24 protein-coding genes are annotated in these 25887 nt (G+C 67.9%); 14 read left to right on the top strand and 10 right to left on the bottom strand.

The window, feature by feature from the left end; genetic code table 11:
* Positions 1 to 240 precede the first annotated feature (240 nt).
* Complete coding sequence (locus tag DES47_RS24770; RefSeq protein WP_133703460.1) at positions 241 to 750, top strand: PEP-CTERM sorting domain-containing protein; 510 nt, start codon at positions 241 to 243, stop codon at positions 748 to 750.
* A gap of 30 nt (positions 751 to 780) precedes the next feature.
* On the opposite strand, the gene DES47_RS24765 is transcribed toward DES47_RS24770, so the two are convergent.
* Both DES47_RS24765 and DES47_RS24760 read right to left on the bottom strand, forming a co-directional pair.
* Complete coding sequence (locus DES47_RS24765) at positions 781 to 1350, bottom strand: hypothetical protein (RefSeq protein ID WP_133703459.1); 570 nt, start codon at positions 1348 to 1350, stop codon at positions 781 to 783.
* 62 nt (positions 1351 to 1412) lie between these two features.
* The gene (locus tag DES47_RS24760; protein WP_133703458.1) at positions 1413 to 2378 is read right to left on the bottom strand and encodes a helix-turn-helix transcriptional regulator; all 966 of its coding nucleotides are present in this window, start codon (positions 2376 to 2378) and stop codon (positions 1413 to 1415) included.
* Positions 2379 to 2543: 165 nt separating this feature from the next.
* Between DES47_RS24760 and ppk2 the strand changes: the two genes are divergently transcribed.
* Both ppk2 and DES47_RS24750 read left to right on the top strand, forming a co-directional pair.
* Positions 2544 to 3704, top strand: coding sequence for a polyphosphate kinase 2 (gene ppk2, locus DES47_RS24755; RefSeq protein ID WP_133703457.1), 1161 nt, complete (start codon positions 2544 to 2546; stop codon positions 3702 to 3704).
* Between the two features lie 252 nt (positions 3705 to 3956).
* Complete coding sequence (locus tag DES47_RS24750) at positions 3957 to 4430, top strand: tellurite resistance TerB family protein (protein WP_133703456.1); 474 nt, start codon at positions 3957 to 3959, stop codon at positions 4428 to 4430.
* Here the strand turns inward: DES47_RS24750 and DES47_RS24745 are convergent.
* The 3 genes from DES47_RS24745 to DES47_RS29055 form a co-directional block, all read right to left on the bottom strand.
* The gene (locus DES47_RS24745) at positions 4420 to 4929 is read right to left on the bottom strand and encodes a HAMP domain-containing protein (protein ID WP_243748455.1); all 510 of its coding nucleotides are present in this window, start codon (positions 4927 to 4929) and stop codon (positions 4420 to 4422) included. The genes DES47_RS24750 and DES47_RS24745 overlap by 11 nt on opposite strands.
* Before the next feature lie 326 nt (positions 4930 to 5255).
* Positions 5256 to 6311, bottom strand: a complete 1056-nt coding sequence (locus tag DES47_RS24740) for an alpha/beta hydrolase (RefSeq protein WP_166652157.1) — start codon at positions 6309 to 6311, stop codon at positions 5256 to 5258.
* 57 nt (positions 6312 to 6368) lie between these two features.
* On the bottom strand, positions 6369 to 8429 hold the full coding sequence (locus DES47_RS29055; protein WP_208115110.1) for an RDD family protein: 2061 nt from the start codon (positions 8427 to 8429) through the stop codon (positions 6369 to 6371).
* Between the two features lie 143 nt (positions 8430 to 8572).
* Here DES47_RS29055 and DES47_RS24730 point away from each other — a divergent pair, with 143 nt between their 5' ends.
* The 5 genes from DES47_RS24730 to DES47_RS24710 all read left to right on the top strand — a co-directional run bounded on the left by DES47_RS24730 (position 8573) and on the right by DES47_RS24710 (position 14614).
* Entirely contained in the window at positions 8573 to 9682 is a 1110-nt protein-coding gene (locus tag DES47_RS24730; protein ID WP_133703453.1) for an MlaE family ABC transporter permease, read from the top strand.
* On the top strand, positions 9682 to 10446 hold the full coding sequence (locus DES47_RS24725; RefSeq protein WP_133703452.1) for an ABC transporter ATP-binding protein: 765 nt from the start codon (positions 9682 to 9684) through the stop codon (positions 10444 to 10446). Before DES47_RS24730 ends, DES47_RS24725 begins: the two co-directional genes overlap by 1 nt.
* Positions 10443 to 11480: an MlaD family protein gene (locus DES47_RS24720; RefSeq protein WP_133703451.1), complete on the top strand. Its 1038-nt coding sequence runs from the start codon at positions 10443 to 10445 to the stop codon at positions 11478 to 11480. The genes DES47_RS24725 and DES47_RS24720 overlap by 4 nt, the downstream gene beginning before the upstream one ends.
* A 32-nt stretch (positions 11481 to 11512) precedes the next feature.
* Positions 11513 to 12091, top strand: coding sequence for a PqiC family protein (locus tag DES47_RS24715; RefSeq protein ID WP_166652156.1), 579 nt, complete (start codon positions 11513 to 11515; stop codon positions 12089 to 12091).
* Positions 12092 to 12244: 153 nt separating this feature from the next.
* Positions 12245 to 14614, top strand: a complete 2370-nt coding sequence (locus tag DES47_RS24710) for a putative bifunctional diguanylate cyclase/phosphodiesterase (RefSeq protein WP_133703449.1) — start codon at positions 12245 to 12247, stop codon at positions 14612 to 14614.
* Positions 14615 to 14654: 40 nt separating this feature from the next.
* Here DES47_RS24710 and DES47_RS24705 read toward each other — a convergent pair whose 3' ends face one another.
* Positions 14655 to 15161: a hypothetical protein gene (locus DES47_RS24705; protein ID WP_133703448.1), complete on the bottom strand. Its 507-nt coding sequence runs from the start codon at positions 15159 to 15161 to the stop codon at positions 14655 to 14657.
* Between the two features lie 115 nt (positions 15162 to 15276).
* Here DES47_RS24705 and DES47_RS24700 point away from each other — a divergent pair, with 115 nt between their 5' ends.
* Positions 15277 to 16572, top strand: coding sequence for an acetyl-CoA hydrolase/transferase family protein (locus DES47_RS24700; protein WP_133703447.1), 1296 nt, complete (start codon positions 15277 to 15279; stop codon positions 16570 to 16572).
* A gap of 1 nt (position 16573) precedes the next feature.
* Here DES47_RS24700 and DES47_RS24695 read toward each other — a convergent pair whose 3' ends face one another.
* Entirely contained in the window at positions 16574 to 17461 is an 888-nt protein-coding gene (locus DES47_RS24695) for a LysR family transcriptional regulator (protein ID WP_133703446.1), read from the bottom strand.
* 109 nt (positions 17462 to 17570) lie between these two features.
* On the opposite strand from DES47_RS24695, the gene DES47_RS24690 reads away from it, so the two are divergent.
* Both DES47_RS24690 and DES47_RS24685 read left to right on the top strand, forming a co-directional pair.
* Positions 17571 to 18167 carry a short chain dehydrogenase gene (locus DES47_RS24690; RefSeq protein ID WP_133703445.1) on the top strand — a complete coding sequence of 199 codons (597 nt, stop codon included), beginning with the start codon at positions 17571 to 17573 and terminating at the stop codon, positions 18165 to 18167.
* Positions 18168 to 18250: 83 nt separating this feature from the next.
* Positions 18251 to 18763 (top strand): hypothetical protein, encoded by a 513-nt coding sequence (locus DES47_RS24685; protein WP_133703444.1) that lies wholly within the window; start codon positions 18251 to 18253, stop codon positions 18761 to 18763.
* Positions 18764 to 18775: 12 nt separating this feature from the next.
* On the opposite strand, the gene DES47_RS24680 is transcribed toward DES47_RS24685, so the two are convergent.
* Entirely contained in the window at positions 18776 to 19540 is a 765-nt protein-coding gene (locus tag DES47_RS24680; RefSeq protein ID WP_133703443.1) for an SDR family oxidoreductase, read from the bottom strand.
* Positions 19541 to 19733: 193 nt separating this feature from the next.
* Between DES47_RS24680 and DES47_RS24675 the strand changes: the two genes are divergently transcribed.
* Complete coding sequence (locus tag DES47_RS24675; RefSeq protein WP_133703442.1) at positions 19734 to 21209, top strand: alpha/beta hydrolase family protein; 1476 nt, start codon at positions 19734 to 19736, stop codon at positions 21207 to 21209.
* A gap of 267 nt (positions 21210 to 21476) precedes the next feature.
* On the opposite strand, the gene DES47_RS24670 is transcribed toward DES47_RS24675, so the two are convergent.
* Positions 21477 to 22439, bottom strand: coding sequence for a TIGR02285 family protein (locus tag DES47_RS24670; protein WP_166652155.1), 963 nt, complete (start codon positions 22437 to 22439; stop codon positions 21477 to 21479).
* 93 nt (positions 22440 to 22532) lie between these two features.
* Here DES47_RS24670 and DES47_RS24665 point away from each other — a divergent pair, with 93 nt between their 5' ends.
* Both DES47_RS24665 and DES47_RS29050 read left to right on the top strand, forming a co-directional pair.
* Positions 22533 to 23402, top strand: a complete 870-nt coding sequence (locus DES47_RS24665; RefSeq protein ID WP_133703440.1) for an RDD family protein — start codon at positions 22533 to 22535, stop codon at positions 23400 to 23402.
* Positions 23403 to 23543: 141 nt separating this feature from the next.
* Positions 23544 to 24470 carry a PEP-CTERM sorting domain-containing protein gene (locus DES47_RS29050; RefSeq protein ID WP_208115109.1) on the top strand — a complete coding sequence of 309 codons (927 nt, stop codon included), beginning with the start codon at positions 23544 to 23546 and terminating at the stop codon, positions 24468 to 24470.
* A 15-nt stretch (positions 24471 to 24485) separates the two neighbouring features.
* On the opposite strand, the gene DES47_RS24655 is transcribed toward DES47_RS29050, so the two are convergent.
* Positions 24486 to 25727, bottom strand: coding sequence for a DEAD/DEAH box helicase (locus tag DES47_RS24655; protein WP_133703439.1), 1242 nt, complete (start codon positions 25725 to 25727; stop codon positions 24486 to 24488).
* Between the last annotated feature and the right edge of the window lie 160 nt (positions 25728 to 25887).

Raw genomic sequence — 25887 nt, 5'->3', positions numbered from 1 at the left:
GTCGCATACCGACCGACATTACCCGAAGCAAGCGTACTCGCCAGCACCGCCTCGCTCTGATTTGAGCGCAACAAGGACTGACCCTCGGTCATGCGGCTAGGGTATGTCCAAATGGCCCACGCGACTCAGACGGGTCAGGATGCCTTTGTGCGATCAAATGCCTGTGCAGTTGTGCTGCGCTAGGGGTTTGCTCGCGAAGATTTGACATTGAACGAATAGATCCTGAAGAGGGAGGATGTTTTGAGCAATTTGAAGAAGTCTTTGGGGTTGATGCTCTTGCTTGGCAATGCATGCATCGCTCAAGCAGCACTGCGCTACGACTTTGTTGGGCAGGCCACGCTCGACATTGACAAAAACGGCGTGCGCGACGTTGTACCCGTCACATTCAGCTACCTTCTCGAAACTCCACTCTTGGCGGACTACTCGGTGCCGGTCGACAACATGCTGAGTTGCAGCACCGCGTATCGTGCCTGCGTTGGCGTCGATGTGCATGTTGACGCGATGGCTTCTGGCCACTCGGGAGTCCCAGGCGAGATGGTGTTTCTTTTCGATTGGGGTAGCGGCGGACCGATCTTCTACTTTGACCAGCTTGCTCTATGGAAGCCTGGGGTGTACGACACGACCTTGCAGACCTTCAACGCACCCTCAACCTTGACGGTGTCGTCGGTACCCGAACCAGCGACTTGGGGCTTCATGGGCTTGGGTCTGTTGATGTTGGGCGGGTACCGGCGCGTGTTGAAGGGCGAATAGTGGCCGCCGACAGGAGGCCGAGCGCGAGCCTCAAGCCCGCGTCCAGTGCATCACCCAGTTCTCCTGCCAGGTCTTGCCATCGTCGCGCGACACCGCCTGGAACCAGCGGCAGGATGTGGGCGTGATCTGGTCCCAGACGCCGCGCACGATGATGGGCTTGTCGGCGTCGGTCTCATCACTGTCCCAGGTGCCGCGGCCGTCGACAAAGCTGCCCCATGCCGGCGGTGGCGCGAGCACGCCGCTCTTGCCGTTGACCCAGTAATCGGCCCAGAGCTTGCGCTCGACATCGAGCATGCGCAGGCCCATGCCGCTGAAGTTGCGGGCCGGAATGCGCAACTCCTCGACGCTGATGACCCCGCCCAGGATGGCGTGGACACTGGCCTCGCTGTCGAACTCGTCCCAGGCGCCGTCCTTCAGGCGGCGGTTCTTGATCTTCCAGTGGCCGCTCAGGAAGTCGAAGTCGCCGGGCTTGCCGGTGGGCGTGGGGGCGATTGCGGCGGCCCTGACCGTGTTCAGCGCGGCTGATCCGGCGGTAGCCAATCCGGCGGCCAGTTGCAGCACAGTGCGGCGTTGAACTTCGGTGACGGTGGCGTTGTCCATGAAAGCTCCTCTAGTTTGTGGAGCCTGGATGCTGCGCCGCCAATGCTGACATCGAAGGTCAGCTATTCGCCGTAGAGCCCATTCAGGTTCAAAACGGCCTGTCGCAGGGCCGTGCGCAGCTCGGGCGGCTCCAGCGCCTCGACATCCGGCCCCAGGCGCAGCAACTGGCCCACCGCCGCCTCGACCGACTCGATAGGGATGCGCAGGCGCTGCCAGCCCTCGGCATCGGGCGGCTGCGCCGCGGCGACCGCCCGGGCAATTGCATGACTCTGCCGGGCCAGCTCGCGCAGACCTGCGGGCCGCGCCCGCACCACCGCGCTTGCGGCCTGCATCCGAGCTTCGAAGTCGCGGGCGAAGGCCTCCCAGTAGCGCTTCAGCTCGAAGCCGGCGGGCGGTGGCGGAGCCGGGCTGTCCTGCACCGTCAGCGCCACGATGCTGGCCACGCGGTAGGTGCGCGCCCGTTCTTCGGTGGCGGCCACGAAGTACCAGAGCCCCCCCTTGAGCACCAGGCCCAGCGGCGCCACGTCCCGCTCCACCAGGCCCTTCCAGCTGTCATAGCGCATCTCCACGCCGCGCTGCAGCCACACGGCCGCCGCCAGTTCGGGCAGCAGGCCCTGCTCATCCGGCCCCTGATACCAGGCCACCGGGTCGAGGTGGAAGCGCGAGGCCACCTTTTCGGCCTCCTGCCGCGCCGCCTCGGGCAGGGCGGCCAGCAGCTTCAGCCGGGTCGAGTCCAGCGCACCGCCCAATCCCAGCTGATCGGCTGCGAAGGGCACGCCGGACAGAAAGAGGCTTTGCGCCTCGGGCCGGTCCAGCCCGGTGAGTCGCGTGTGATAGCCATCGCGCAGCGCAAAGCCGCCATGGCGGCCCTTGTCGGCATAGATGGGCACACCGGCGGCGCTGAGCGCGTCGATGTCACGGTAAATCGTCCGCACCGAGACCTCGAAGGCCTCGGCCAGCGCCGCGGCCGATAGCCGTCCCTGCGTTTGCAGCTTGAGCAGGATGGACAGAAGGCGGCTGGCTTGCATGAGGGCAGCCTGCCACAAATAGCTGACATCGGCTGTCAGCTATTGCGAACGTGGCTGTGTCGCTTCATGGGCCATGCCGGCCGCCGGGCTTGATTTGGCTCAACACAGGAGGGGCTGCTGTGGCGAGATCATGACAGCTTCATCTGCTTGTCACAGGAGTCATGCATGGCCAGAACACCGACCGATTCCAGCCCCCAGCTCAAGCCCAAGGCCCGGCCCCGGGTGAGGGCGAGATCGGTGGCCGCTGGCGACACCGCGCCCCTGCGGCGCCGACGCGATATCGAGGCCGACACCATTTCGCGCGCCACCACAGGCGCTCGCACCGAGCAGGCCATGGCCCTGTCCGATGTGCTGGCCGGTCATGCCGTCGGCGACAAGCCGGGTGCCGTGCTGGCGGAGCTGAAGACCTTGATGGCAGGGGCCTCGCCCGACGACGTGAAGGCGCTCAAGCGGGTGCTGTTCGAGCGCGAACCCAAGCCGGCCGACGGCATTGACCCTGACACCGACCTGGCCCCCGGCTGGCGCGACGGGCGCTATCCGTACCAGAACCTGCTGTCACGCCGCAGCTACGAGCGGCAGAAGTACCGGCTGCAGGTCGAGTTGCTGAAGCTGCAGGCCTGGGTCAAGGAAACCGGCGCCCGGGTGGTGATCCTGTTCGAGGGCCGCGATGCCGCAGGCAAGGGCGGCACGATCAAGCGCCTGATGGAGCACCTCAACCCGCGCGGCGCCCGGGTTGTGGCGCTGGAGAAGCCCAGCGAGGTCGAGCGCGGCCAGTGGTACTTCCAGCGCTATATCCAGCATCTGCCGACGCGCGGCGAGATCGTTCTGTTTGACCGCAGCTGGTACAACCGCTCCGGCGTGGAACGGGTGATGGGCTTCTGCTCGGACGCCGAATATGACGAGTTCATGCGCCAGACGCCCGAGTTCGAGCGCCATCTGGTGCGCAGTGGCGTGCACCTGTTCAAGTTCTGGTTCTCGGTCAGCCGGGAGGAGCAGCGTCGTCGCTTCAAGGAGCGCAAGCTGCACCCGCTCAAGCAATGGAAGCTGAGTCCGATCGATCTGGCCTCGCTCGACAAATGGGACGATTACACGCGCGCCAAGGAGGCGATGTTCCTGCACTGCGACACCTCTGACGCGCCCTGGACGGTGATCAAGAGCGACTGCAAGAAGCGCGCTCGGCTCAACGCCCTGCGCTATCTGCTGCACCGCATGCCCTACGGCGCCAAGGACCTGACGTCGCTAGGCCCGGTGGACCCGCTGATCGTCGGCCGGCCCTCGTTGGTGCCCAGCCGGGGTGACGATCAGCTGGCGGGTGCGGGCGCCTGAGGCCGGAGGGGTTCAGACCTGGCACGGAAGCTGCTAAATCTGCTCATCTTCAGTTGTCTCCTCCACTGCCTCTAGAGTGGATTCAAGCCTCAGGTCACAAGCCTGGGGCTTTTTTTTTGATTGCCGCCGCTTTGTGGGCAAACTTGCACCGAGCAAGAGGTGCAGGAGGGCACCATCGCGGTGCGCCTGCGTCAGGATGGGACGCCAAGGCGGGGTGATGTCTTGGACCGAAGGTCATGCCATCATGGGCCCATGCTGAAAACCCTCAAAGACCTGTTCGACAGCCTGATGCCGCCCGGAGCGGGCGCCGGTCCTGCCAATGATGAGCATCTGCTGCAACTGGCCACGGCGGTGATGCTGGTCGAGGTGATGCGTGCCGACGCCAGCTTCCATGCCGGCGAGCGCGAGGCGGTGCTGGCTGCCTTGCGCGACAAGTTCGGCCTTGCCGATGACGAGGCGGCACGCCTGGCCGAACTGGCCGAGGTCACGGCCAAGGCCTCCACCGATCTGTTCAGCTTCACCTCGCGCATCAAGGAGCGGTTCGAGATGCCGCAACGGCTGCGCATGATCGAGCACATGTGGCGCGTCGCCTATGCCGACGGGCACCTCAACGAGCACGAGCGCCATGTGCTGTGGCGTGTGGCCGACCTGCTGCATGTGCCGCAGGGGGCTTACGTGAATGCGCGGCTGCGTGCCCAGGCCGAGGCCGAGGGCGCTAAACCTTGAACACCGACACCACCTCGGCCAGCCGCTGAGCCTGCTCGCGCAGCGACTGCGCGGCCGCTGCTGACTGCTCCACCAGCGCCGCGTTCTGCTGCGTCATCTGGTCGAGATTGCTCACCGCTACATTGACCTGCGCGATGCCGTCGCGCTGCTCGGTCGCCGCCGAGGCAATCTCGCCGATCGGGTCGGTGACCCGCTTGACGCTGCTGACGATCTCCTCCATTACCGCACCGGTCTGCGTCACCAGGCCGGCGCCCGACTCGACCCGCTCGACCGAGGCCCCGATCAGTGTCTTGATCTCCCGCGCGGCAGCGGCGCTGCGCTGGGCCACCTCGCCGACCACGCTGCTCAGCTGCTGGGCCATTCTTTCCAGTGCCCGCAGCAGGTGGCCGAACTCATCGGCCTGCGTGAGCTGCACGCGGGTGCTGAGGTCGCCCGCGGCAATCCGATCGGCCACCTGTATGGCCTGGGTCAGCGGCCGCTGGATCGAGCGTGTCAGCATCAGCGCGCCGCCCGCCAGCAGCAGCACGATCACCACCACCACGACGCTGGCGATGCGCAGGGTGCCCTGGCGCTGCTCGGCCAAGGCCTCCTGGGCCTTGGCCTTGTCGCCTCCTCCAGCTGTCGAGCTCCATCTTCTCGATCGCCTGCTGCACGGTCGATATCTCGGCAATCGCGGCGGCAATGTCGGCCTTGAAGGCAGCGTCCACGGCCGGGTCGGTGCTGATGGCTGCGGCCTGCACGCGCACCGCATTGGTGGTGGTCAGGCCGACCCACGATAGCCCGGATTGCCGGGCCGCGCACCCCGGCAGAATCCCGGGGAGCGGTTCAGCTGCCGTCGGCCGGTTCGGCCTCGGGCTTGGCCATATAGCAGGTCACACCGTCGCCATCGCAGCCAATCGGATAGACCTGGCGCGGGAACTCGGTGCCCTGGATGTCGCGCTCCGAGCCCAGGATGCGCTTGAACAGTTTCTTGGTCCTGGCCGGCATGCCGCTCATCACAAAATAGCCGTGGCCCCCCGCATCGACCTTGGCATTGCTGAAGCTGATGTAGCGGACATTGGGCGCCGCCAGCCGCGCCGAGCCGGGGTCGGTGCCTAGCTTGAGTTGCTGGCCATCGGCCACAAAGGCGCCGAACAGCACCGAGTCGCCCTTGTTATAGGTCACGAACACCTGGCCCTTGGGCTGCAAGGTGCGCAGCCAGGACAGATGGCCCTCGGCGCGGGCGCAGGGCGCCAGCAGGGCGATGTTGTGGGCGGTGCCGACCGATTCGGTGGCGCCCGCCACCTGCAGGCAGTTCTGCAGAAAGTGGACGCCCAGGCTGTGCACGCCCAGCGTGAAGGGCTGCTGATTGGCATACAGCCGAGCCACGGCCACGAGGCGCAGAAATCGGGCCAGCGCATCGGTCGAGTCCTGGGCGTTGAGCTTGGCCTGGCGGTAGCGCCGCAGGATGCGTTGCGCGGGGCCTTCGCTGCGGTTGTCGGTCTTGACCGCGGCGAGGGCGTTCTCGTCCTCTGCGGCCATGGGGGCCGGCGGCAGGCGTGGCAGCTCGGTGCCGTCCGGCAGCAGGCCCTCCGAGGGCCAGGAGAAGCCGACCACCTCGAGCCCGTAGAGCTGGCCGAGGCGCTCGCAGCGCTCGAAGCAATCGGTCGGCGTGTTGCTATTGCCATGCAGCCAGACCAGCACCGGCTTCGGCCCCTGGAACAGCGGCAGCAGCGCATGGATCACCGCATCGTCCTTGACCGACGCCTGCGCCGAAGCGAGCTGCCAGCCGCCGCCGCTGCGCGCTGCCGAGGCCATGCTGAGGGCGTCTGCGCCCGGTTGAAAGCTGGTGCCGAAGGCGTCGCCCGGCAAGGTCAGTTCGCGGTTGCTGAGGATGAGCATGATGGTCTCCAAGGTCGGACCGGACAGTGTCATCCCTCGCGGCGGCCGCATCAATCCTCAGGACTGCAGACGTGGGGCCTCCAGGCGCTGGAACATCAGCCGCTGCGCCAGCTCGCGCTGCGCCGCGGGCAGCGCCGCGACCTCATTCAGTGCCCGTATCACCTGCTCGCAGGGACGTGGGGCCTGAGCCGAGGCCGGCGCCCAGACGCCCTGCAGCAGGCCCGGCACCGGGACGCTCAGGTCGCGCCGCACTACCTCCAGTTCGAGCGCGCTGGGTGGGGCGGGCAGGCGTCGCATCGCCGGCGCGTCGGCGGCGGCGATCAGCCAGGCCGTCTCCCTGGCCTGAAGCTCGACGGGCAGGTGCCGGCGCTGGTTCAGCTGGCCGGCGAGCAAAGCCTGGCACAGGCCGCCGCCGCCGGTCTGGGCGGCTTGCAGCTGGGCTTTCAGTACCAGCAGATAGCGATGGCGCAGCTCCGGCGGGCCGCCCAGCAACAGCTCGGGCATATGACCGGCCAGTACCTCCAGTGCGGCGCCCTGCTGGGCCGCTTCGCCGCCGCCGGCGGCGCGGGCCTGTTGCATGCGGGCGGCTGCCGTCGTCAGCAGGCCGGGGTAGCGCATTTCCAGCCGGTACCAGGCCGGATTGCCGCGCAGCGCCTCCTTGAAGTCTATCGTCGACACGCTGTCGCCATCGGGCAGGGTCACATCCAGTGTCTGCGGCAGGGCGGCGATCAGTGCATGGGAGGCCAGCTCCTCGCTGGCCGGGTACCACATGCTGTGCGCGGGCGTGCGCAGAGTGCGGCTGATGAACGATTCGGGCAGGCCCATGTCGCGGTAGGTGCCGGCCAGGTGTTGATTGGCCACCTCGTCGAACACCGGGTTGTAGGTGCCGCTGGAGGCGCGGTGAAAGCCCAGCTGCGCCCCGGGCATCAGCTGGCGTTGGGTGCCGGCCAGGAACACCAGCGTGCAGGCACTCTCGCAGCCGCCGACCGCCCGGGTATCGGCCCCGACCTTGCGCACCAGCGCCACCATGCGCTCGGCCTCATGGACCCGGCCCCCCGGCGAGGCCAGTTCGACCAGACGCACCGGCTGCGGCGCGGTGGTCAGCAGGCGCTGCAACCGTGTCGCATCGCCCATGCCGATGGGGCCCTCCAGGCGCAGTGTGCGGCCATCGTCCGAGAGCTTCAGCACCGCCTGTCCGATCGGGTCGATGCCTCGCGCCATCTGCAGGAACTCGCCCGACTGCGGGGCGAATCCGATCAGAGCCGAGGCCAGCGTCTGCAGCGCCCCCAGAGCCAGGCACAGCCGGGCCAGGTTGGCCCACAGCGCCGAGCCGCCGATCCGGCGGTAGGCCGCTGCGGCCCGCCAGGCGCCAACGATGCACCAGACATCGACGATCAGCATCAGCGGCCAGCCGATCAGCATCGCGATGCTGCCCGCCTGCAAGGCCTCGCCCTTCATGCTGATCCAGGTCATCAGGCCGGTCAGCGCAAAGGCCAGCGGCACCGACAGCAGCATATTGTTGAGCCAGAAGCTTTGGACCAGGCTTTGCTCGCCTCGCCAGTGGGCGGCGAAATAGCCCGGCTCGTCGTTGTTGCGCGGGCGGCGCCGCACCACCTGGGTGCCGGCCAGGCGGTCGTGCCAGGCACGCTTGTCGGGATCGATGGCCGCCCACAACAGGCCCAGTCCCAGCGGCAGTGCCGACACAAAGTAGCCCAGCCAGCGCAGCAGGCTTTGCCACAGGCCCGGCCTGGCGCCGGTGCGCATGTCGATGACGCGGATGCCGGCCAGCAGCTTGCCCGGCGTGGCCCCCTGCCAGCACCAGAACAGGATGCAGATCAGACCTGGGAGCAGCCAGTTGATGGCCATGCTCAGCGGCCGAACATCATCCAGCCGCGCGATCGGTTCGCGATAGGCCAGCCACATCAGCGGCGCGCTCAGCGCCAGCATCAGCAGGGCGTCCAGCAGGAACGCGCACAGGCGTGCGGCCATCCCGGCGGGTTGCCGGGCCGGTGGTGCAGGCCGGCTGGCAGGTGGTGGCGCCTGAAACGGCGGCGGTCGCGTCTGCATATCGTCGTCCTCGGCATCCATGACGATGCCGAACGCGATGGGCTTTGCCATCTTGTCCTCCCGCAGTTTTTGGGGCCGACTCTAGCGATGTTTGCGGCGCAATGCCAGCCTGAAAATTCACGCGTTGACCTGTTTCAGCGTATAGAGTCGAGCCCATTGCTCCAGCCCTTTGCTGCTTGCCCAAGCGCCAACGCATGCCGACCGAAGCCGCGTCCGATCCACCGCCCAGTGCCGCCTGGGAAGCCCTGTCCGATGGCGCCCTGCTGCGCTTGGCGGGCGACTGGCGTGGCCGGGCCAGCCTGCCGGCGCCGCCTGCTGGGCTGGCGGCGGGGCAGCAGCTGAGGGTGGACACGCAAGACCTAACCCACTTCGATAGCGGTCTGGCCTCGGCCCTGTGGGCCCTGGCCGGTCGCGGCGCCAGGCTCGACCCCGCCGGCCTGCCCGAGGGCCTTCGCGAGGTGCTGGCGCTGGCGGGGTCGGGGCTTGCCAGCGCTGCGCCCGCTCCGCGTTCGAGGCTGCTGTCCCGCATCGGGTTGCAATGGGCCGAGCGCCTGGACCGGGGGCAGACCACCTTGCGCTTCGTCGGCGAGGTGCTGCAGGCTGCTGCGCGGGCGCTGCGCGGCCGCACCGCCATGCGCAAGGCCGACTTCATGCACCAGCTGCAGGCCACCGGCCCGTCCAGCCTCGGTATCGTTTCGCTGGTCAGCTTTCTGGTCGGCCTGATCCTGGCCTATATGGGGGCGGCCCAGCTGCAGCGCTTTGGCGCGCAGATCTATATGGCCGACCTGGTCACCATCGGTGTGGTGCGCGAGATCGCCGCGCTGATGACCGGCATCATCCTGGCCGGCCGCGTCGGCGCGGCGTTCGCCGCCCAGCTGGGCAGCATGCAGGCCAACGAGGAGATCGATGCGCTGCAGTCCATGGGCCTGAATCCGGTCGAGCATCTGGTGCTGCCGCGGGTGCTGGCGATGCTGCTGGTGGCGCCGCTGCTGACCACCTATGCGGCCCTGGTCGGCATGCTGGCCGGTCTGCTGGTGGCCGTGGGCATCTATGACGTCGAACCGATCGAGTACCTGGTGCACTGCCGCGATTCGCTGACCCTGTCGCACCTGGGCATAGGCCTGCTCAAGGGCACGGTCTATGCAGTGCTGGTCGCGCTGGCCGGCTGCCGGCAGGGGCTCAATGCCGGGCGCAGCGCCCAGGCGGTCGGTGACGCCACCACCGCCGCCGTGGTGCAGGCGATTGTCTGGATCGTCGTCGCTGCCTCGGCGCTGACGATGATGTTCCAGCGGCTGGACTGGTGATGGACGGGGGCACGAGCGTAGCACCGCTGATACAGGTCCGTGACCTGACCATGGCCTATGGGCGCAAGATCATCCAGCGCGATCTGAGCTTCGATGTGCGCGCCGGCGAGATCCTGGTCCTGATGGGCGGCAGCGGCTGCGGCAAGAGCACCCTGCTGCGCCATCTGATCGGCCTGCACCGGGCGGCCCGCGGCAGCATCCATTACGGCGAGGTCGATCTGGGTGAGGCCGATGATGATCAGATGGACGCACTGCGCCGCAGCTTCGGCGTGATGTTCCAGGCCGGCGCGCTGTGGAGCTCGATGACGGTGGGCGAGAACGTGATGCTGCCGCTGCGCGAGTTCACGGAGCTCGACGAGGGCGAGATCGAGACGGTGGCCCGTTTCAAGCTGGCCCTGGTCGGGCTCTCCGGCAGCTTCGATGTCTCGCCGGCCGACCTCAGCGGCGGCATGAAGAAGCGCGCCGCGATTGCCCGCGCGATGGCGCTGGACCCGCCGCTGCTCTTCCTCGATGAGCCCTCGGCCGGCCTGGACCCGTTGACCTCGGCCCGGCTTGACGAGCTGATACTGAATCTGCGCCATCATCTGGGCACGACGGTGGTGATGGTCACCCATGAGCTGGACAGCATTTTCGCGGTCGCCGACCGCGCCCTGTTTCTGGATGCCAAGGAGAAAACCATGATCGCGCTGGACTCACCGCGCGCCCTGCTGGAGCATGGCCCCGAGCATGTGCGCGAGTTCATGCGCCGTGGAGCGCGGGCATGACGGCGCTGCCCCGGCATCGCAAGATCAATCCGGCGCTGCTGGGCCTGTTCGTCGTCGGCGCCCTGGCCCTGCTGTTCGTCACCGTCTTCCTGCTCGCCGGCGGCCAGCTGCTGGTGCGCAAGCAGCAGGTGGTGATGCATTTCGGCGGATCGATCTACGGCCTGCAGGTGGGCGCGCCGGTGGTGTTCCGCGGCGTGCGCCTGGGCAGCGTCAAGTCCATCGGCCTGGCCTATGACAAGTCCACCAGCACGGTGATCATCCCGGTCACCGCCGAGCTGGATCGCGACATGCTGCGCAATGTCAGCGGCGGCAACAAGTCCGACGATCCGGCGCTGGCCCTGCCGGGCATGGTCGAACGCGGCCTGCGCGCGCAGCTGGCCATGCAGAGCCTGCTCACCGGCCAGCTTTATGTCGACCTGGATTTTCGCCCCGACAAGCCGGCCCGCCGCGTCAATGGCAATGACCCCGACGCCGAGATTCCGACCATCTTCACTGGCCTGCAGGAATTGCAGAACCAGGTCAATGAGCTGGACTTCAAGCGACTGGTCAGCGATATCTCGGCCATTGCCAGCTCGGGGCGCGAGCTGCTGGGCAGTGCCGAGCTGAACCAGGCGGTCAAGGACATGGCCGCCATCACCGCGCGGCTGCGCAGCCTGACCGAGAAGCTCGACCGCCGCGCCGAGCCGCTGCTGGGCAGTGCGCAGAACGCGACCGACACCGCCCGCCAGGCCTTGCTGGAGGTCGGGCAGGCGGCCAGCAGCGTCGGCAGCTCGGCCCGGCGCATCGCCGATACCGCCCAGGGCGTGTCCGGCACCCTTGGCCCCGACGCGCCGCTGGTGCAGAGCCTGCGACGCGCTGCCGACGAGCTGGCGCTGACCGCCGCCGCCCTGCGCGACACCACCGCCAACGAGGCACCGTTGAACCAGCAGCTGCAGCGCAGCCTGCAGGATGTGGCCAAGGCCGCGCGCGCCCTGCGCGAGCTGGCCGAGACCCTGGATCAGCAGCCCGAGGCCGTGATCAAGGGGCGGCGCTGATGATCCCACCTTCAACCGGATGGACGATGACCATGCCGACCCGTTTGTTGTCTGTTGCCCTGTTGCTGCTGGTGAACGCCTGCAGCAGCTCGCCACCGGTGCAGCTCTACCAGCTGCGCGCCGACCCACCGGGCCCGGCCTTGCAGATCACTGCCGGCGCCGGCGAGCGCTGGGCGCTGGGCGCCGTGCAGTTGCCCGAATACCTGGACCGCGACGCGCTGCTGCGCCCCAGCGGCCAGGCGGGCCTGACGGCGCTGACCGGCCATCGCTGGGCCGAGCCGCTGCGCGATGCGGTGCCGCGCCTGCTGCAGCAAGACCTGGCACGCTTGCGCGGTGCCGATCAGGTCTGGCGCGCACCGGTGCCGCCCGGCGTGGTGGTGGGCCGCCAGCTGCGCGTCGAGATCCAGCAGCTCGAGGCCCGTGCCGACGGCCTGGGTGTGGTGCTGGCGGCGCGCTGGATGCTGATAGACCCCAGCGGCAAGAGCCCCGCCCAGGTGTTCGATGGCCGCATCGAGGTGCCCAGCGCCGAGGCCACACCCGATGCCCTGGTCAGCGCCCATCGCGCCGCGCTGTGGCAGCTGGCACAGGACATCCAGCGCCGGGCCGATTGACACCGAGGTCGGCCTGACAAGCGGCACAAATGCGCGCGAATCCCGGCCCACGCCGGCGTCCAAAGTGCGAAGATGTTCGAAATTAGCATTTTCGGAGCAGCGTTGACCTCTGATTCGTTCGCTCGCTTGCTCGACCGACATTCGGTTCGGCGCTTGAAGGAGCGGTTCCGGCCCTATGAGGCTGCCGAGCCGGTCGCCAGCCTGTTCCGTGCGCGTCAGTTGCAGGCCGTGCTGCGCCTGACGCCGCTGACGATGGTCGCCAACGCGCTCAACGTGGGCCTGATACTGCTCACGTTCCACGCGGGCGGACACGCGCTGTTCCTGCTGTTCTGGTCGCTGGCCATCGCAGGGGTGGTGGTCCTTGGCGTGCGCGCGTGGCTGCGCTTGCGCAGTCGGCCCACCTGGCTGAGCGCATCACCTCGCGCGCTGCGACGCGCCACCCACCATGCCGCCTTGCTGGGGGCGCTGTGGGCGGCCTTGCCGCTGGCGCTGTTTCCCGATAGCGACGGCCCAGGGCAGTTGCTGATAGCCACCATCACCACCGGCATGATGTGCGCTGGCGGCTTTGCCCTGGCGACCACGCCCGCAGCCGGCACCGCCTATGTGCTGATAGTCGGGCTGGGCGCCGCGCTGTCGCTGTTCCTGGCCGATTTCCCGCTGGCGCTGCCGGTGGGGGCACTGCTGCTGATCTACATGATGATCGTGGTCGCCAGCGTGTGGTCCACCGCGCGCCTGTTTGGCGCCCGCCTGATGGCCGAGGCCGAGGCGGCGCGGCAAAACGAGCTGATCGGCCTGCTGCTGCGCGACTTCGAGGAGAACGCCAGCGATCTGCTCTGGGAAATCGATGCCCAGGGGAGGCTGTGTCATGTCACGCCGCGGCTCGCCGCCCTGTTTGCCATTCCGATCGACCAGCTTGCGACGCTGCCGGTGTTCGAGTTGCTGGAGCGCAAGCTGCCTGCCGATGACGAATTTGCAGCCGAGCACCTGTCGGCATTGCGCCTGCACGCGGCCGGGCGCGTGCCGTTTCGCGACCAGATGCTGGCCGTGGTGCAGGGGCGGCGCACGCACTGGTGGTCGCTTAGCGCCAAGCCGCTGGTCGACGCGAACGGCCGCCATGCCGGTTGGCGCGGCGTGGCCAGCGACGTGACCGAGGCACAGCAGGCGAACCGACAACTCAACTGGATGGCGCACTTTGATGCGCTGACCGGACTGGCCAACCGCCATCAGTTCCGCAGCCAGCTCGAGCAGCTGTTGACGCCGGCCTTTGGCGAAATGGTTCCGTTTGCCGTGCTGGGCATGGACCTTGACCATTTCAAGATCGTCAACGACACGCATGGTCATGCCGCGGGCGACGCGTTGCTGCAGGAGGTGGCGCGGCGCCTGCAGGCCTGCACCCGGCGCAGCGACACCGTGGCGCGCCTGGGCGGTGACGAATTCGCGGTGATCCTGCGGGACGTCTCGTCCCGTGCCGAGGCCGATCTGCTGACCCGCAGACTGCTCGATGGCGTGCAGCTGCCCTGTGAGGTACAGGGCGCCCATGTGGTGGCACGCATCAGCATCGGCGTGGCGATGGCGCCCAAGGACGGCACCGCGATCGACGTCCTGCTGAACAATGCCGACCTGGCGCTGTACGCGGCCAAATCGGCCGGGCGTGGTGACTTTCGATTCTTCGCTCCGCAGATGGCTGCCGTGACGCGACGCCGCCTGGCGGTTGAGCAGGCCTTGCGCGGCGCCCTGCAGCGCCAGGAGCTGTCCTTGCACTTCCAGCCGCAGGTCAGTCTGGGCGATTGGCGGGTGAAGGGTTTCGAGGCGCTGCTGCGCTGGACGCATCCCGAACTGGGTGCGGTGCCGCCCGGGGAGTTTGTGCCGGTGGCCGAGGAGTGCGGTCTGATCGGCGAAATCGGCGCCTGGGTCGTCAAGCAGGCCTGCCTGGAGGCGATGCAATGGCCCGCCGGGCTGACCGTGGCGGTCAATGTCTCGCCGGTGCAGGCAATGTCCCACGAGCTGTGCCGCAGCGTCGAGGCGGCGCTGCAAGCCAGCGGCCTCCCGGCGGTGGCCTTGGAGCTGGAGATCACCGAATCGGTGTTTCTCAACGAAACCCAGGCCACGATGCAGGTGCTGCATGCGCTGCAGGCCCTGGGCCTGCGCATTGCCTTGGATGACTTCGGCACCGGCTACTCCTCACTGGCCTATCTGCGGCGCTTTCCCTTCGACACGCTGAAGATTGACCGCAGCTTCGTGCTCGAACTGCTGTCGCGGCGAGATGCCCGGGCGATCGTGAAAACCATCGTCAGCCTGGCACGCACACTGGATATGAAGATCGTGGCCGAGGGCGTCGAAGACGCCGCTCAGGCCGAGATGCTGCAGCGCTATGACTGTGACTCGGTGCAGGGCTATTGGCTGGCCAGGCCGATGACGCCGCCGCAGGTGCTTGAGTTCCTGGCTCTTTGGCCGGCCCAGCTGGAGCGCCCGGTCGCGGGTGGCGACGCTACCGCGGCGATGCCGCTCGAAGCCGGCGGCTGAGCAGGCCCGGGGCCCCGCCTCGCGATGGCCTGTGGCCGGCTCAATCCTCGAACGGGAAGAATTTGTCCGGGAACACCGTGCTCTGGCTCAGCCGGAACACCGTGCCGTTCTTGAAATGGACGTTGAAGCGCAGCTTGTAGCCGCTCTGGTCGGGCATCACGTTCCAGTCCCAGACGTCTTCGCGGCTGAGGCTGAAGAACACGCGGCTGCGCTCCCGGCCCAGCAAGCGGCTGACCTGCTCGGGTGTCATGCCGGGCTCAATGCTGAAGCGGCTGGCATAGAGCAGGGTGTCCTCGATGCTGATCATCCTGCCGTCCGGCCCGAGCCGGACCATATAGCAGCTGGTGCCCCAGGGCTGCTGCGAGTACTCCAGCGTGCGGCCGCCGTCCGCGTTCGTCCAGATCCTTGCCGGCGGGCCGTAGCGCGCGACCACGTCGTCGCCGGTGCTGAGTGCGGGTGACAGCTGCGGGTCGCGGCCCAGATGGGCGCAGGCGCCGAGTCCCAAGGACAAGGCCAGGGAAAGAATCAATGCGGACCGACGGTGCATGGCTTACTCCTTGGATCGATGGGCGCGACCCGGTCATTCTCCGGCAAACGCGGCGGTCAAGCTCTGGTCAGGCAGGGCTGCCACACTGGTCCAAAGCCCATCAGGAGATTCGCCCATGTCAGCCCAGCAGCAGTACCGCCAGAAACTCGTCAGCGCCGCGGACGCGATCACCCAGGTCCGCGACGGCGACTTCATCATCGTGCCCACCGGCGTTGGTGAGCCTCCGACCCTGTTGACGGAGCTGTCCGAGCAGCGGCGGCGGTTTCATGACGTCAAGGTCGGGCAGATCCTGGCTGTTCGCAAGTTCGGCTACTTTGACCCCGAGACGGTCGATCATGTGCGCCATGTCGCCTTTTTCTACGGCGCCGCCTCGCGTCCCGGCGGCCAGGCCGGCTGGGTGGACTTCATCCCCAACTACTTCTCCGAGATCCCGGCACTGATCGAGCGTGGACAGGTCGCCGCCGATGTGGTGTTCGCGATGGCGTCACCGATGGATGCCCATGGCTATTTCTCGCTGAGCCTGGGCGCCGACTACACGATGGCGGCGGTCGCCAAGGCGCGGGCCGTGGTCTTGGAGGTCAACCCCAATGTGCCCTTTGCCTTTGGTGCCTGTCATGTGCATATCTCCCAGGTTGCGGCCCTGGTGGAGAGCAGCGAGCCGGTGATGGAGGTCGGCCTGCCCAAGATCGGGCCGGTGCAGCAGGCCATAGGCAAATACGTGGCCGACATGATCGATGACGGCTCCACCTTGCAGATCGGCTACGGCGGCATTCCCGACGCGGTGGTGATGCAGCTGGTGCACAAGCAGGACCTGGGCATACACACCGAGATGATTGGCGACGGCATCCTGACCCTGATCGAGGCCGGCGCGGTGACCAATCGCAGGAAGAGCTATCTGCCCGGCAAGTGCATCGCCACCTTCGCGCTGGGGTCGCAAAAGCTGTATCGCTATATGGACCGCAACCCGGGCCTGGAGATGCATCCGGTGGACTTTACCAATGACCCCTATCTGGCCGGCCGGAACGACAAGCTGATGGCCATCAACGCGACCCTGCAGATCGACCTGCTGGGCCAGTGCGGCTCCGAAAGCCTGGGCCCCGCGCCCTACTCGGGCACTGGCGGCCAGGTGGACTTTGTGCGCGCCGCCAACCGCTCGCGCGGTGGCAAGGCCTTCATCGTGCTGCCGGCCACGGCCAAGGACGACACCATCAGCCGCATCGTGCCGACCCTGACGCCCGGCACCCACCAGACCACCGGCAAGAACGACATCAACTATGTGGTCAGCGAGTTCGGCGTGGCTCAGCTGCGCGGCAAGTCGGGCAAGCAGCGGGCGCTGGAGATGATCTCGATTGCCCACCCAGATTTTCGTGCCGAGCTGCGCGAGGCGGCCCGGCGCATCAACCTGCTGTGAGTCAGCTGCCCAGCGCGCCGACCAGATGCTCGATGAAGCGGCTCAGCTTGGGCAGCTGGCGGCGGTCGGCGGCATAGAGCAGGTGCACCGGCCGCGGCGGCGGTGAGCTGCCCTGCAGCACCGCCACCAGGCGGCCGGCGGCCAGGTCGTCGGCCAGCAGCACCTCGGGCTGCATGATCAGCCCCAGGCCCTGCAGCGCCGCGGTGCGCAGGCCGTCGCCCTGGTTGCAGCTGAAGCGCGCCACCTCCGGCCAGCGCAGCGCCTCCTGGCCATCGAACAGGGTCCATTCGTTGCGGCGCTGCCAGACCGAATGGCTCAGGCAGCTGTGCTGCGCCAGCTCGGCTGCTCGCCTGGGCTGGCCGTGCCGGGCCAGGTAGGCGGGGGCGGCGGCAATCACCATGCGGTACGGCTTCAGCGGCCGCGCCACCAGGCCCTCGTCGACGACCTGGCCGATGCGCACGGCGGCGTCGATGCCGTCGCCGGCCAGATCGACCACGCTGTCGCTGAGCTGCAGGTCCACCCGCACCTGCTCGTGCTGCAGCAGGTATTGCGCGACCAGCGGCGCAATCAGCTGGCCGCCCAGCGTGATCGGTGCGCTGATGCGCAGCAGACCCTGGGGCGCCGCGCGGCTGCGCTCCACGGCCGACTCGGCCCATCGCACCTGCTCCAGCACCCGCTTGCTGTCCTCGTAGAACGCTGCGCCGACCTCGCTGAGGCTGTGCCGGCTGCGCGTGCTGCGGGCCAGCAGGCGCGCACCCAGATGAGCCTCCAGCTGCTGGATGTGCTTGCCCACCATTACCGCCGAGATATTCAACTGCCGCGCCGCCCCGGCAAAGCTGCCGGCCTCGACCACGGCCACCATGACCTCCATGCAGCGTAGCTTGTCCATGTTGATTGCGAACCTATGCTTTGTAGTCCATGAATGTATCGCTACTTTATGAGTTTGAAGGTTTTCAAAACAATGGTGTCTCTGTCATTCATTCACTGAGGGAAACACCATGAGGATTCTGTTGATCGGCGCCAGCGGCACCCTGGGCCAGGCTGCCACCGGCGCACTGGGCGCGCATGAACTGATCACCGCCGGGCGCAACAGCGGCCAGCACCGCGTCGATCTGGCCCGGCCGGGCAGCGTGGCGGCCCTGCTGGCGGAGGTCGGCCGGGTGGACGCCATCATCTGCACCGCCGGCAATGTGCATTTCGGCCCGCTGACCGAGATGACGGCCGAGCAGTTCAACCTGGGCCTGCAGGACAAGCTGCTGGGCCAGGTGCAACTGGCCACGCTGGGCCATCGCCATTTGAACGATGGCGGCTCCATCACCCTGACCAGCGGCGTGCTGGCCACGGACCCGATACGCTTCGGCGCAAGCGCCACGGCGGTGAACGGGGCGATTGAGGCCTTTGTCGCGGCCGCAGCGATCGAACTGCCGCGCGGCATCCGCATCAATGCCGTCAGCCCGACCCTGCTGACCGAGTCGGTGTCCACCTACGGTCCCTATTTCCAGGGTTTCGAGACAGTGCCGGCAGCACGCGTGGGCCTGGCCTACCAGCGCAGCGTCGAGGGCGCCCAGACCGGGCGGGTGTTCCGGGTGCTGTGAGCATGCCTGGCGGCAGGAACCGGTCAAGAATTCCTGCCGAAGGCCGAAGCTGCCTGAATAGCAGCACTTCCGCAGGTGGTCATATGGCCGATTCGCAGGCACCCAGCTTGCCGGAACTCGAAGCTGCGCTGGCCATGCTGGCGCAGCAACGTTATGCCGCCGAAGGGGGCAGTGCCTCGGCCGCCGAGCAGGCCGCCCAGGCCGGCGACTGCGAGTACCTGCTGGCCCATATCCACTGCCTGCAGGCGCGCATGGACAGCGGCCCCGACGATGTGGGCTGGATCGCCCCTGGTGCGCGCAACACGCCGGCCCAGTCGCTGCAGCGCATCAAGGCGCTGAGTGCGATGTTCCCCGACCTGTTCAGCACCATGTTCGTGGTCGCGGCCACCCATGTGCCGATACCGCGTGAACGGCTGGCCCTGGCCATCAAGCAGTTCCGCCGCGACGCCGACACGCTGAGCCAGGACGATCTGGCCGGCCTCCTGACCAGCCTGGTCAATGGCGCCAACCAGGCCTTCGAGGCGGTGCTGCGCACCCGCAAGGGTGCCGAGCGCAAGGTCTCGGCGGCCCTGCCATGGGGCAAGGACACCGAGTAGGGCCGGAGAGCCTCAGCGCACCAGGTTCACGCCGCCGTCCACCGTCAGGGTCGTGCCCACCACGTAGTCGCCCGCGCGGGAAGCCAGGTAGATGGCGGCCGCCGCCATATCGTCATCGACACCGACCCGCCTGGCCGGTATGCGGGCGGCCACGGCCTCGCCATGGTCGCGGGCGTCCTTGTTCATTTCGCTGGCAAAGGCCCCGGGGCAGATCGCGTTGACGACGATGCCGTCTTCGATCAGGCGCAGCGCCATGCGCTTGCTCAGATGGATCAGGCCGGCCTTGCTCGCAGCATAGGAATAGGTCTCCAGCGGATTGACCGTCTGGCCGTCGATCGAGGCAATATTGATCACCTTGGCCGGTCGCGCGGCGGCGCCCGCCTTGAGCATCCCGTGCAGCGCCTGGGTCAGGAAGAAGGGCGTCTTCATGTTCAGGTCCACCACCTTGTCCCAGCCCTTCTCGGGGAACTCGTCAAACGGCGCGCCCCAGGCGGCACCGGCGTTGTTGACCAGGATGTCGAGCCGGCTCTCGCGGGCCGCCAGCGCACCGACCAGGGCCGCCACGCCCTCGGCCGTGGACACATCGGCCGGCAGCGAGATGCACTCGCCCAAGCCCGACAGCTCGGCGGCGGTGGCGTCGCAGGCCTCGGCCTTGCGCGCCGAGATATAGACCCTGGCGCCCTGCTGCAGAAAGCCCGCGGCAATCATGCGGCCGATGCCGCGCGAGCCGCCGGTGACCAGGGCGATGCGGCCTTGAAGCGAGAAGAGCGTGTTCATTGATGTGTCCTGAGCGATCGGGGAGTAGATTTCAGTATCGGCGGCACCGGGCGGCGACACAGTCGCCAAGGTGCCAGCTTCTGGTTTTCACGGACGGTTTCAAGTCACCTAGGTGACGTTGCGCACAGGCGTGCGGAATTAGTCTGGGCGACCAACAACCGCAGTGGCCACGCAGCCGCTCAAGGAGACAAGCATGAACGACTCGCTCTCGCAACGGGGCCGTCTGGCCCTGGGTTCGCTGTTCCTGGCCACCCTTGCCGCCTGCGGCGGCGGCAGTGATGACCGTCCCGCTCCGCCGGTCGTCGCTCCGCCGGCTCCACCGGTACCCGAGGAGACGCGCCCGCAGGATGCCCGCGTCTTCACTCCGGTGGTCGAGGCCACGTTCGCGGCCCTGCCCGGTGCCGCCGTCGAGACCGATCGCTGGACCGGCGTGCTCAACGGCGCGGCCTACCGCATCGAGGTGCCGCAGACCGGCTGGAACGGCAAGCTGGTGATGTGGGCCCATGGCTATGCCGGCACCGGGCCGAATCTGACGGTGGGCAACCCCATCATGCGGCGCTATCTGCTGGCCAATGGCTATGCCTGGGCCGCGTCCAGCTACACGAAGAACTACTACGACGTGCGCGCCGGCGTCGAAGACACCAATGCGCTGGCGCTGAACTTCGTCAGCATCGCCGCCGCCAAGGGCCGCACGCTGGCCACGCCCAGCAAGTACTTCATCACCGGCGTGTCCATGGGTGGCCATATCACTGCTGCCGCCATCGATATCGAGGCGCGCAGCTTCGCCAACAACAAGGTCCGCTATGCCGGCGCCGTGCCGATGTGCGGCGTGGTGGGCGACAACGAGCTGTTCAACTACTTTGCCGGCTACCAGGTGGTGGCGCAGGCCCTGGCCGGCGTGCCGATGACACGCTTCCCGTCCAATGATTTCGCCACCATCGCGCCGACGATTCAGGCGGCGTTGTGGTCCACCTTCCCGACCGTCTCGAATGCCCAGGGTGACAAGCTGAAGACGGCCGTCATGCACCTCAGCGGCGGCCCGCGACCCTTCTATGCGGAAGGTTGGGCCAGTGCAAGCCACCAGGGCAGCATCTGGTCGTCACTCGGCGGCGACGGCACGATCAGCGGCATCCTGAACCACAACATCCTGGACACCACGGCCCTGGTCTACAAGATCGACGGCAGCAGTGACAGCGCCACCGCCGTTGACGCTGCCTTCAACGCCGGCATCTTCAAGATCTCGCCGACGGCCGACGCCAACCGCCGCCGCCGCGACGGCCTGCGCTTCATCCCCGTCACCGGCGCCGACTTCGACGTGCCGGTGGTCAGCATCCACACGCTGGGTGACCTGTTCGTGCCCTTCAAGATGGAGCAGGTGTTCTACGAGCGCGCCAAGGCCAAGGGCACGGACAAGTGGCTGGTGCAGCGAGCCATCCGCGATGTCGGCCATTGCGCCTTCACCGCGGCCGAGGCGACCTCGGCCTTCGACGCCATGGTCAAGTGGGAGGCCGGCGGGGCCAAGCCGGAGGGCGATGATGTGGTGACCGCGGCCATCGTGGCCGCCCCGACCTACGGCTGCAAGTTCACCAACAACACGCCCAGCCTGGAGGACTACACCGCGCCGGCCACCCGTGCGGGCTTCCAGGCCAAGTACCCGGCCTGTCCCTGAACGCGCGTCATTTCAGCTGCGCCTGATCGGCGGCCTGCAAGGTCCGCCAATCGGTGCAGATGAAGTGAGCATCCTCGAACATCCAGTCGAGCAGGCTGCCGTCGCCGCGCACCATCCGGCCGTCCTGGCAGATCAGGTCGGTGCGCTGGGCCTTGGCCTGGCTCAGATGGCTGCCGACGGCAATGCCGTCACGTATCAGGAGGGCGACCGCCAGCGCCTTGAACTTAAGTCGTTGCCACCCGCTTGTGCGCCATGCGCCCTGAGCCCCTACTCGATCATCGGCCCGCCGCGTGCCCGCTGATCGAAGAAGCGGTCGATGCGGTCCTGATGGCCGGCGCGCAGCGCCTCGCTCATCCAGGGGCCATAGACCTGGCGCGCCTCGGGCAGGCGCGCCACCTGGCGCAGCGCGCCGTCGATATCGGCGATCACCGCCTTGCCCCAGGCGTTGCGGGTGCAGGAGAAGTAGCCCAGCGGCGGCTCGCCCAGTTCGTCGATCGGCAGGGTGACGAGATCGCCGGTCCGCCCCTGCTGGCGTTGGTGGTATTCCACAATCATCGGGTACTCCAGCGTGTAGTCCATGCGGCCGGCCGCCAGCATGGCCAGCAGATTGCCGGCCCGTGGCGCCACCAGGCTTCGGACGTTCGAGTCGGGCGCGGGCTTGACCCACTGGGCCAGCGCCTGGCCGTACTGGCGGTTGCTCATCACCAGGCCCTGCACATCGTCGCGGCGCGTCAGCTGCTGCAGCGAGACCGAGCCCTTGCCGCCGGCAATCAAGGGCAGCCGGTCGCGCCTGAGCACCAGCTGCAGCGGCAGCGTGGGCATGGCCGGGGTGAAGAAGCGCTCCTTCAGCCGCTCCGCCGTGCGCATCGAGCTCGGCGAGCACAGGCCACGGCCGGCCTTGCGCTCGACCTCGGCGCGGGCCCCGGTCATGGATACAAAGCGGTGCTGGTACTGCGGCAGGCGCGTGATCACCAAGCGCAGAAAGCCGTCGATGGCGCCACCACCCAGGTCCTGGGCCGTCACCGGCAGCTGGCCCTGCCGGAACACGAAGAAGGGCGGCCAGTCCGACACATTCCACTCGATCAGCTTGTCCGGCGCATCACCGGGCCTGGCCTTGACCGGGCCGGCAAGCGGCAGGGCCAGCGCCAGGGCCAGGCCCGCGAGCAGCAGCAGTCGGCGTGACGACGGAGCGTATTTCTCGCGCGGGGCGGGCAGGGGGCAGCAGCTCATGCGATCCTCGGTGACGGGGCGGGGCCATGGCATTGCCCACGGTCTAGTCCACGAGTCTAAAGTAGGGCCCCTCGCTGCTGCTGGCCCGTCGCCGTGCTACCCACCCCTACTACCCCCGCCTCGGCTCCCGCCCACGATCCGCGTGCCTGGATCACGCCCGACGACCTCAACGTCGCCCCGCAGCTGCTGGGCCTGCCGTTGGCCACGCCGCGCCAGCGGGCGCTGGCGATGACCATCGATCTGGGCCTGCTGGCGCTGGTCTCCGAGCTGGGCAATGTCTTCCTTCTGGTCGCCTTCGTGCTGCTGATGTGGCCGCGCTTGCGGCGCGGCCAGCCGGTGGCCCGTCGGCGCCTGGCCGTGTGGGTGGCCATCGCGCTGCTGCTGGCGCTGGCGGCGCAGCAGCTCTGGGACGATCTGCATCAACGCGTCGCGGCACCCAGCAAGGCACGCACGGCCGCCAGCGCCCCGGTCGGTGACGCAGACGAGGCGGACGATATCGAAGCCCCGCTCGCCGCATCTGCAGCCTCGGCCGGGGCCAGGGACGATGGTCAGCGGCGGCGCATCGCCGAGCTGGAAGCCCAGTTGGCCCAGGCCCGCAAGCCCAAGGCCTTCAGCCTGCGTGAAGAGGTGCGCAAACTGCTGGATGCCTTTGGCCTCAGCTACGCCTGGGCCCTGGCCTATTTCTCTCTGCTGCCGCTGGCCTGGCCCGGCCAGACGCCTGGCAAGCGCCTGCTGGGCCTGCAGGTGGTCGAGCTGACCGGCAAGCCGCTGACCCTGATGACCTGCGTCAAGCGCTACGGCGGCTATGCCGCCGGCATCGCCACCGGCATGATGGGTTTTGTGCAGATCTTCTGGGACGCCAACCGCCAGACCCTGCAGGACAAGACCGCCCACACCGTGGTCATCAACACCCGCGACCCGCGCCGGCTGGCGCTGGACGCGGCGGCCAATGACGAGACCTGACCCCCTGAAATCGCCTGGCTGCGAATTGATTGACGTGCCACTAACCTCATACAGGGGATAGGCGAAGGCCGCCCGGCCCTGCAGAATCCTCGCGCCTCACCCGGTTTGTCGGGTGCGCGAGACATTCAATCAGGGAGTTACATGCATTCGATCTTCAGCCGCACACTGCTGGCCACCTTGGCCGCCGTCGCTGCTTCGCAGAGCCATGCCGCCGTTGCCGTCACCGAGCCGTTTCCGAACGCCGGGGCCTACACGCAGGAGTACGCCACCGTCTGGTTCACCGAGGACATCTCGGCCACGACCAAGCTGTTCCAGTATGCGGTCATCAATCTGGGCACCGCCGCCCTTCAGGAAAGCTATACCGACCTGGGCGGCAACCCGCAGGTGATCCGCCATGACTGGCGCACCGACACGCCTTTCATCAAGACCTACGAGGTGCCCATCCTCAGCGCCTATGCCTATGGCGCAATCAAGCAGGAGACGATCCAGTCGCCCCAGGGCTGGTCCTACCGTTTCATCGACACGGCGGCCAACCCATCGAGCTGGACCAACACCACCGGCGACAGCCGCTTCGACAATCCCTACCGCGTGATGCAGTGGTATGTCGATGACAGCCTGGCGCCCGGCGGCGACCTGATCAGCCATATGGAGCAGAGCGGTATCCGGCCTCAGGGGGAATGGTTGACACGCGACCAGCTCTCCGACTACATGACGCAGGAGTACACCTACCCCGGCTACGGCGGCTCCGAGTGCGGCCTGAGCCTGTGGCACGAGGCCTGCTACGGCAAGGGCTTCAGCTTCGAGGCCGAGGCCGGCAAGGTGCTGGGCCCGGACCAGACCGCCTGGTCGCTGGTGACGCGCACCGGTGGCGAGAACATCGTCATTCAGCCGCTGCCCCCGCGCATCGGCGACCCCGACCTGCCGGTGGGCAGCAATGGCCTGAGCTTCAATGGCGGCATCGCCATGGTGGCCGCGGCGCCGGTGCCCGAGCCCGGCAGCTATGCGCTGATGCTGGCCGGTCTGCTGGGCCTGGCGGCGCTGCGCCGCGGCAGCAAGACCCGCGCCTGACCAACCCTCGGGGGGTCAGGACTTGCGAGCTGGAGCGGCTGCGGCCGCCTCGCGCAGCTTGTCCTTCTTGCTCTTGCGAGCTCCCTTGACGCCGCCCACCGCCTGGTCCGGCGTGGCGACTTCCACCGGCTCGAAGCCGGCGATCTGCTCGCGCGGCACGCGCTGCTGCTGGCGCTTCTCGATCAGGCGGAAATGCCCCTCGGTGCCGGCGCTGATGAAGCTCACCGCCAGGCCGGCCTGGCCCGCGCGGCCGGTGCGGCCGATGCGGTGGGTGTAGTCGGCCGCAGCGCGCGGCAGGTCGTAGTTGACGACCACCGGCAGCTTGGAGATGTCCAGGCCCCGCGCGGCCACGTCGGTGGCCACCAGCACGCGCACCTGGCCGGCCTTGAAGTCCTCCAGTGCGTCCACCCGCCCGCCCTGGCTCAGGTCGCCATGCAGGCTGGCGGCCTGTATGCCGGCGCGGCCCAGCTTGTCGGCCACGAGCCCGCTGGCGTATTTCGTAGCCACGAACACCAGCACCTGGGTCCAATTCTGGCTCTCGATCAGATGGCGCAGCAGCTGGGTGCGGCGCGGTACGTCCACCTCGATGGCGCGCTGCACGATCTCGGCCACTGGTTCGGGGGCGATGTCGATACGGACTGGATCAAGCAGCAGGGTCTGTGCCAGCGCCTGCACCTCGGGCGGGAAGGTGGCCGAGAAGAACAGGTTCTGGCGCCGCGCCGGCAGCAGCGCCTGGATGCGCGCCCACTCGTCGGCAAAGCCCAGATTCAAGAGTTTGTCGGCTTCGTCCAGCACCAGCAGGCTGACGGCGCCCAGGCTCAGCGCGTTGTGATCGACCAGGTCCAGCAGCCGGCCCGGCGTGGCCACCACCACATCGGCGCCACCGCGCAGGGCCATCATCTGCGGATTGATCGAGACGCCGCCGAACACCACCGCCACCTTCGGCCGGTTGAGCAGAAAGCGGCCGACGTCAGTCAGGAACTCGCCGACCTGCAGGGCCAGCTCGCGCGTCGGCACCAGTATCAAGGCCTGGGTGCGGCGCGCGCCCTCCAGCCGGCCCTGCTGGACAAAGCGCTGCAGCAGCGGCAGGCCGAAGGCGGCCGTCTTGCCGGTGCCGGTCTGGGCGCTGGCCAGCACATCGGCGCCACGCAGGGCCGGCGGAATGGCCTCGGTCTGAACGGGCGTGGGCTCCTGGTAGCCATGCTCGCCCACGGCACGCAGCAGGGCCGAGGTCAAACCAAGGGAAGCGAATGACATGACTGTTCCATAGGGGCCGCAGGGCGCGGCAAACCGTGGATTGTCGCAAACCCGGAGGACGGACCTAGGGAAGGTCTGCACAAAGCGCAGTCATCGGTGCTGGCCCCGACCTGAAGTGGAATGTTGAAGCCCGCTGCGCTAGCGGCACTTGGTTTTGCCG

The sequence above is a fragment of the Roseateles toxinivorans genome (genome assembly GCF_004362525.1).
Taxonomy (GTDB): Bacteria; Pseudomonadota; Gammaproteobacteria; order Burkholderiales; family Burkholderiaceae_C; genus Paucibacter; species Paucibacter toxinivorans.
Note: the sequence above shows the minus strand (reverse complement) of the source record. Positions and strands in the feature narration are given on the sequence as shown.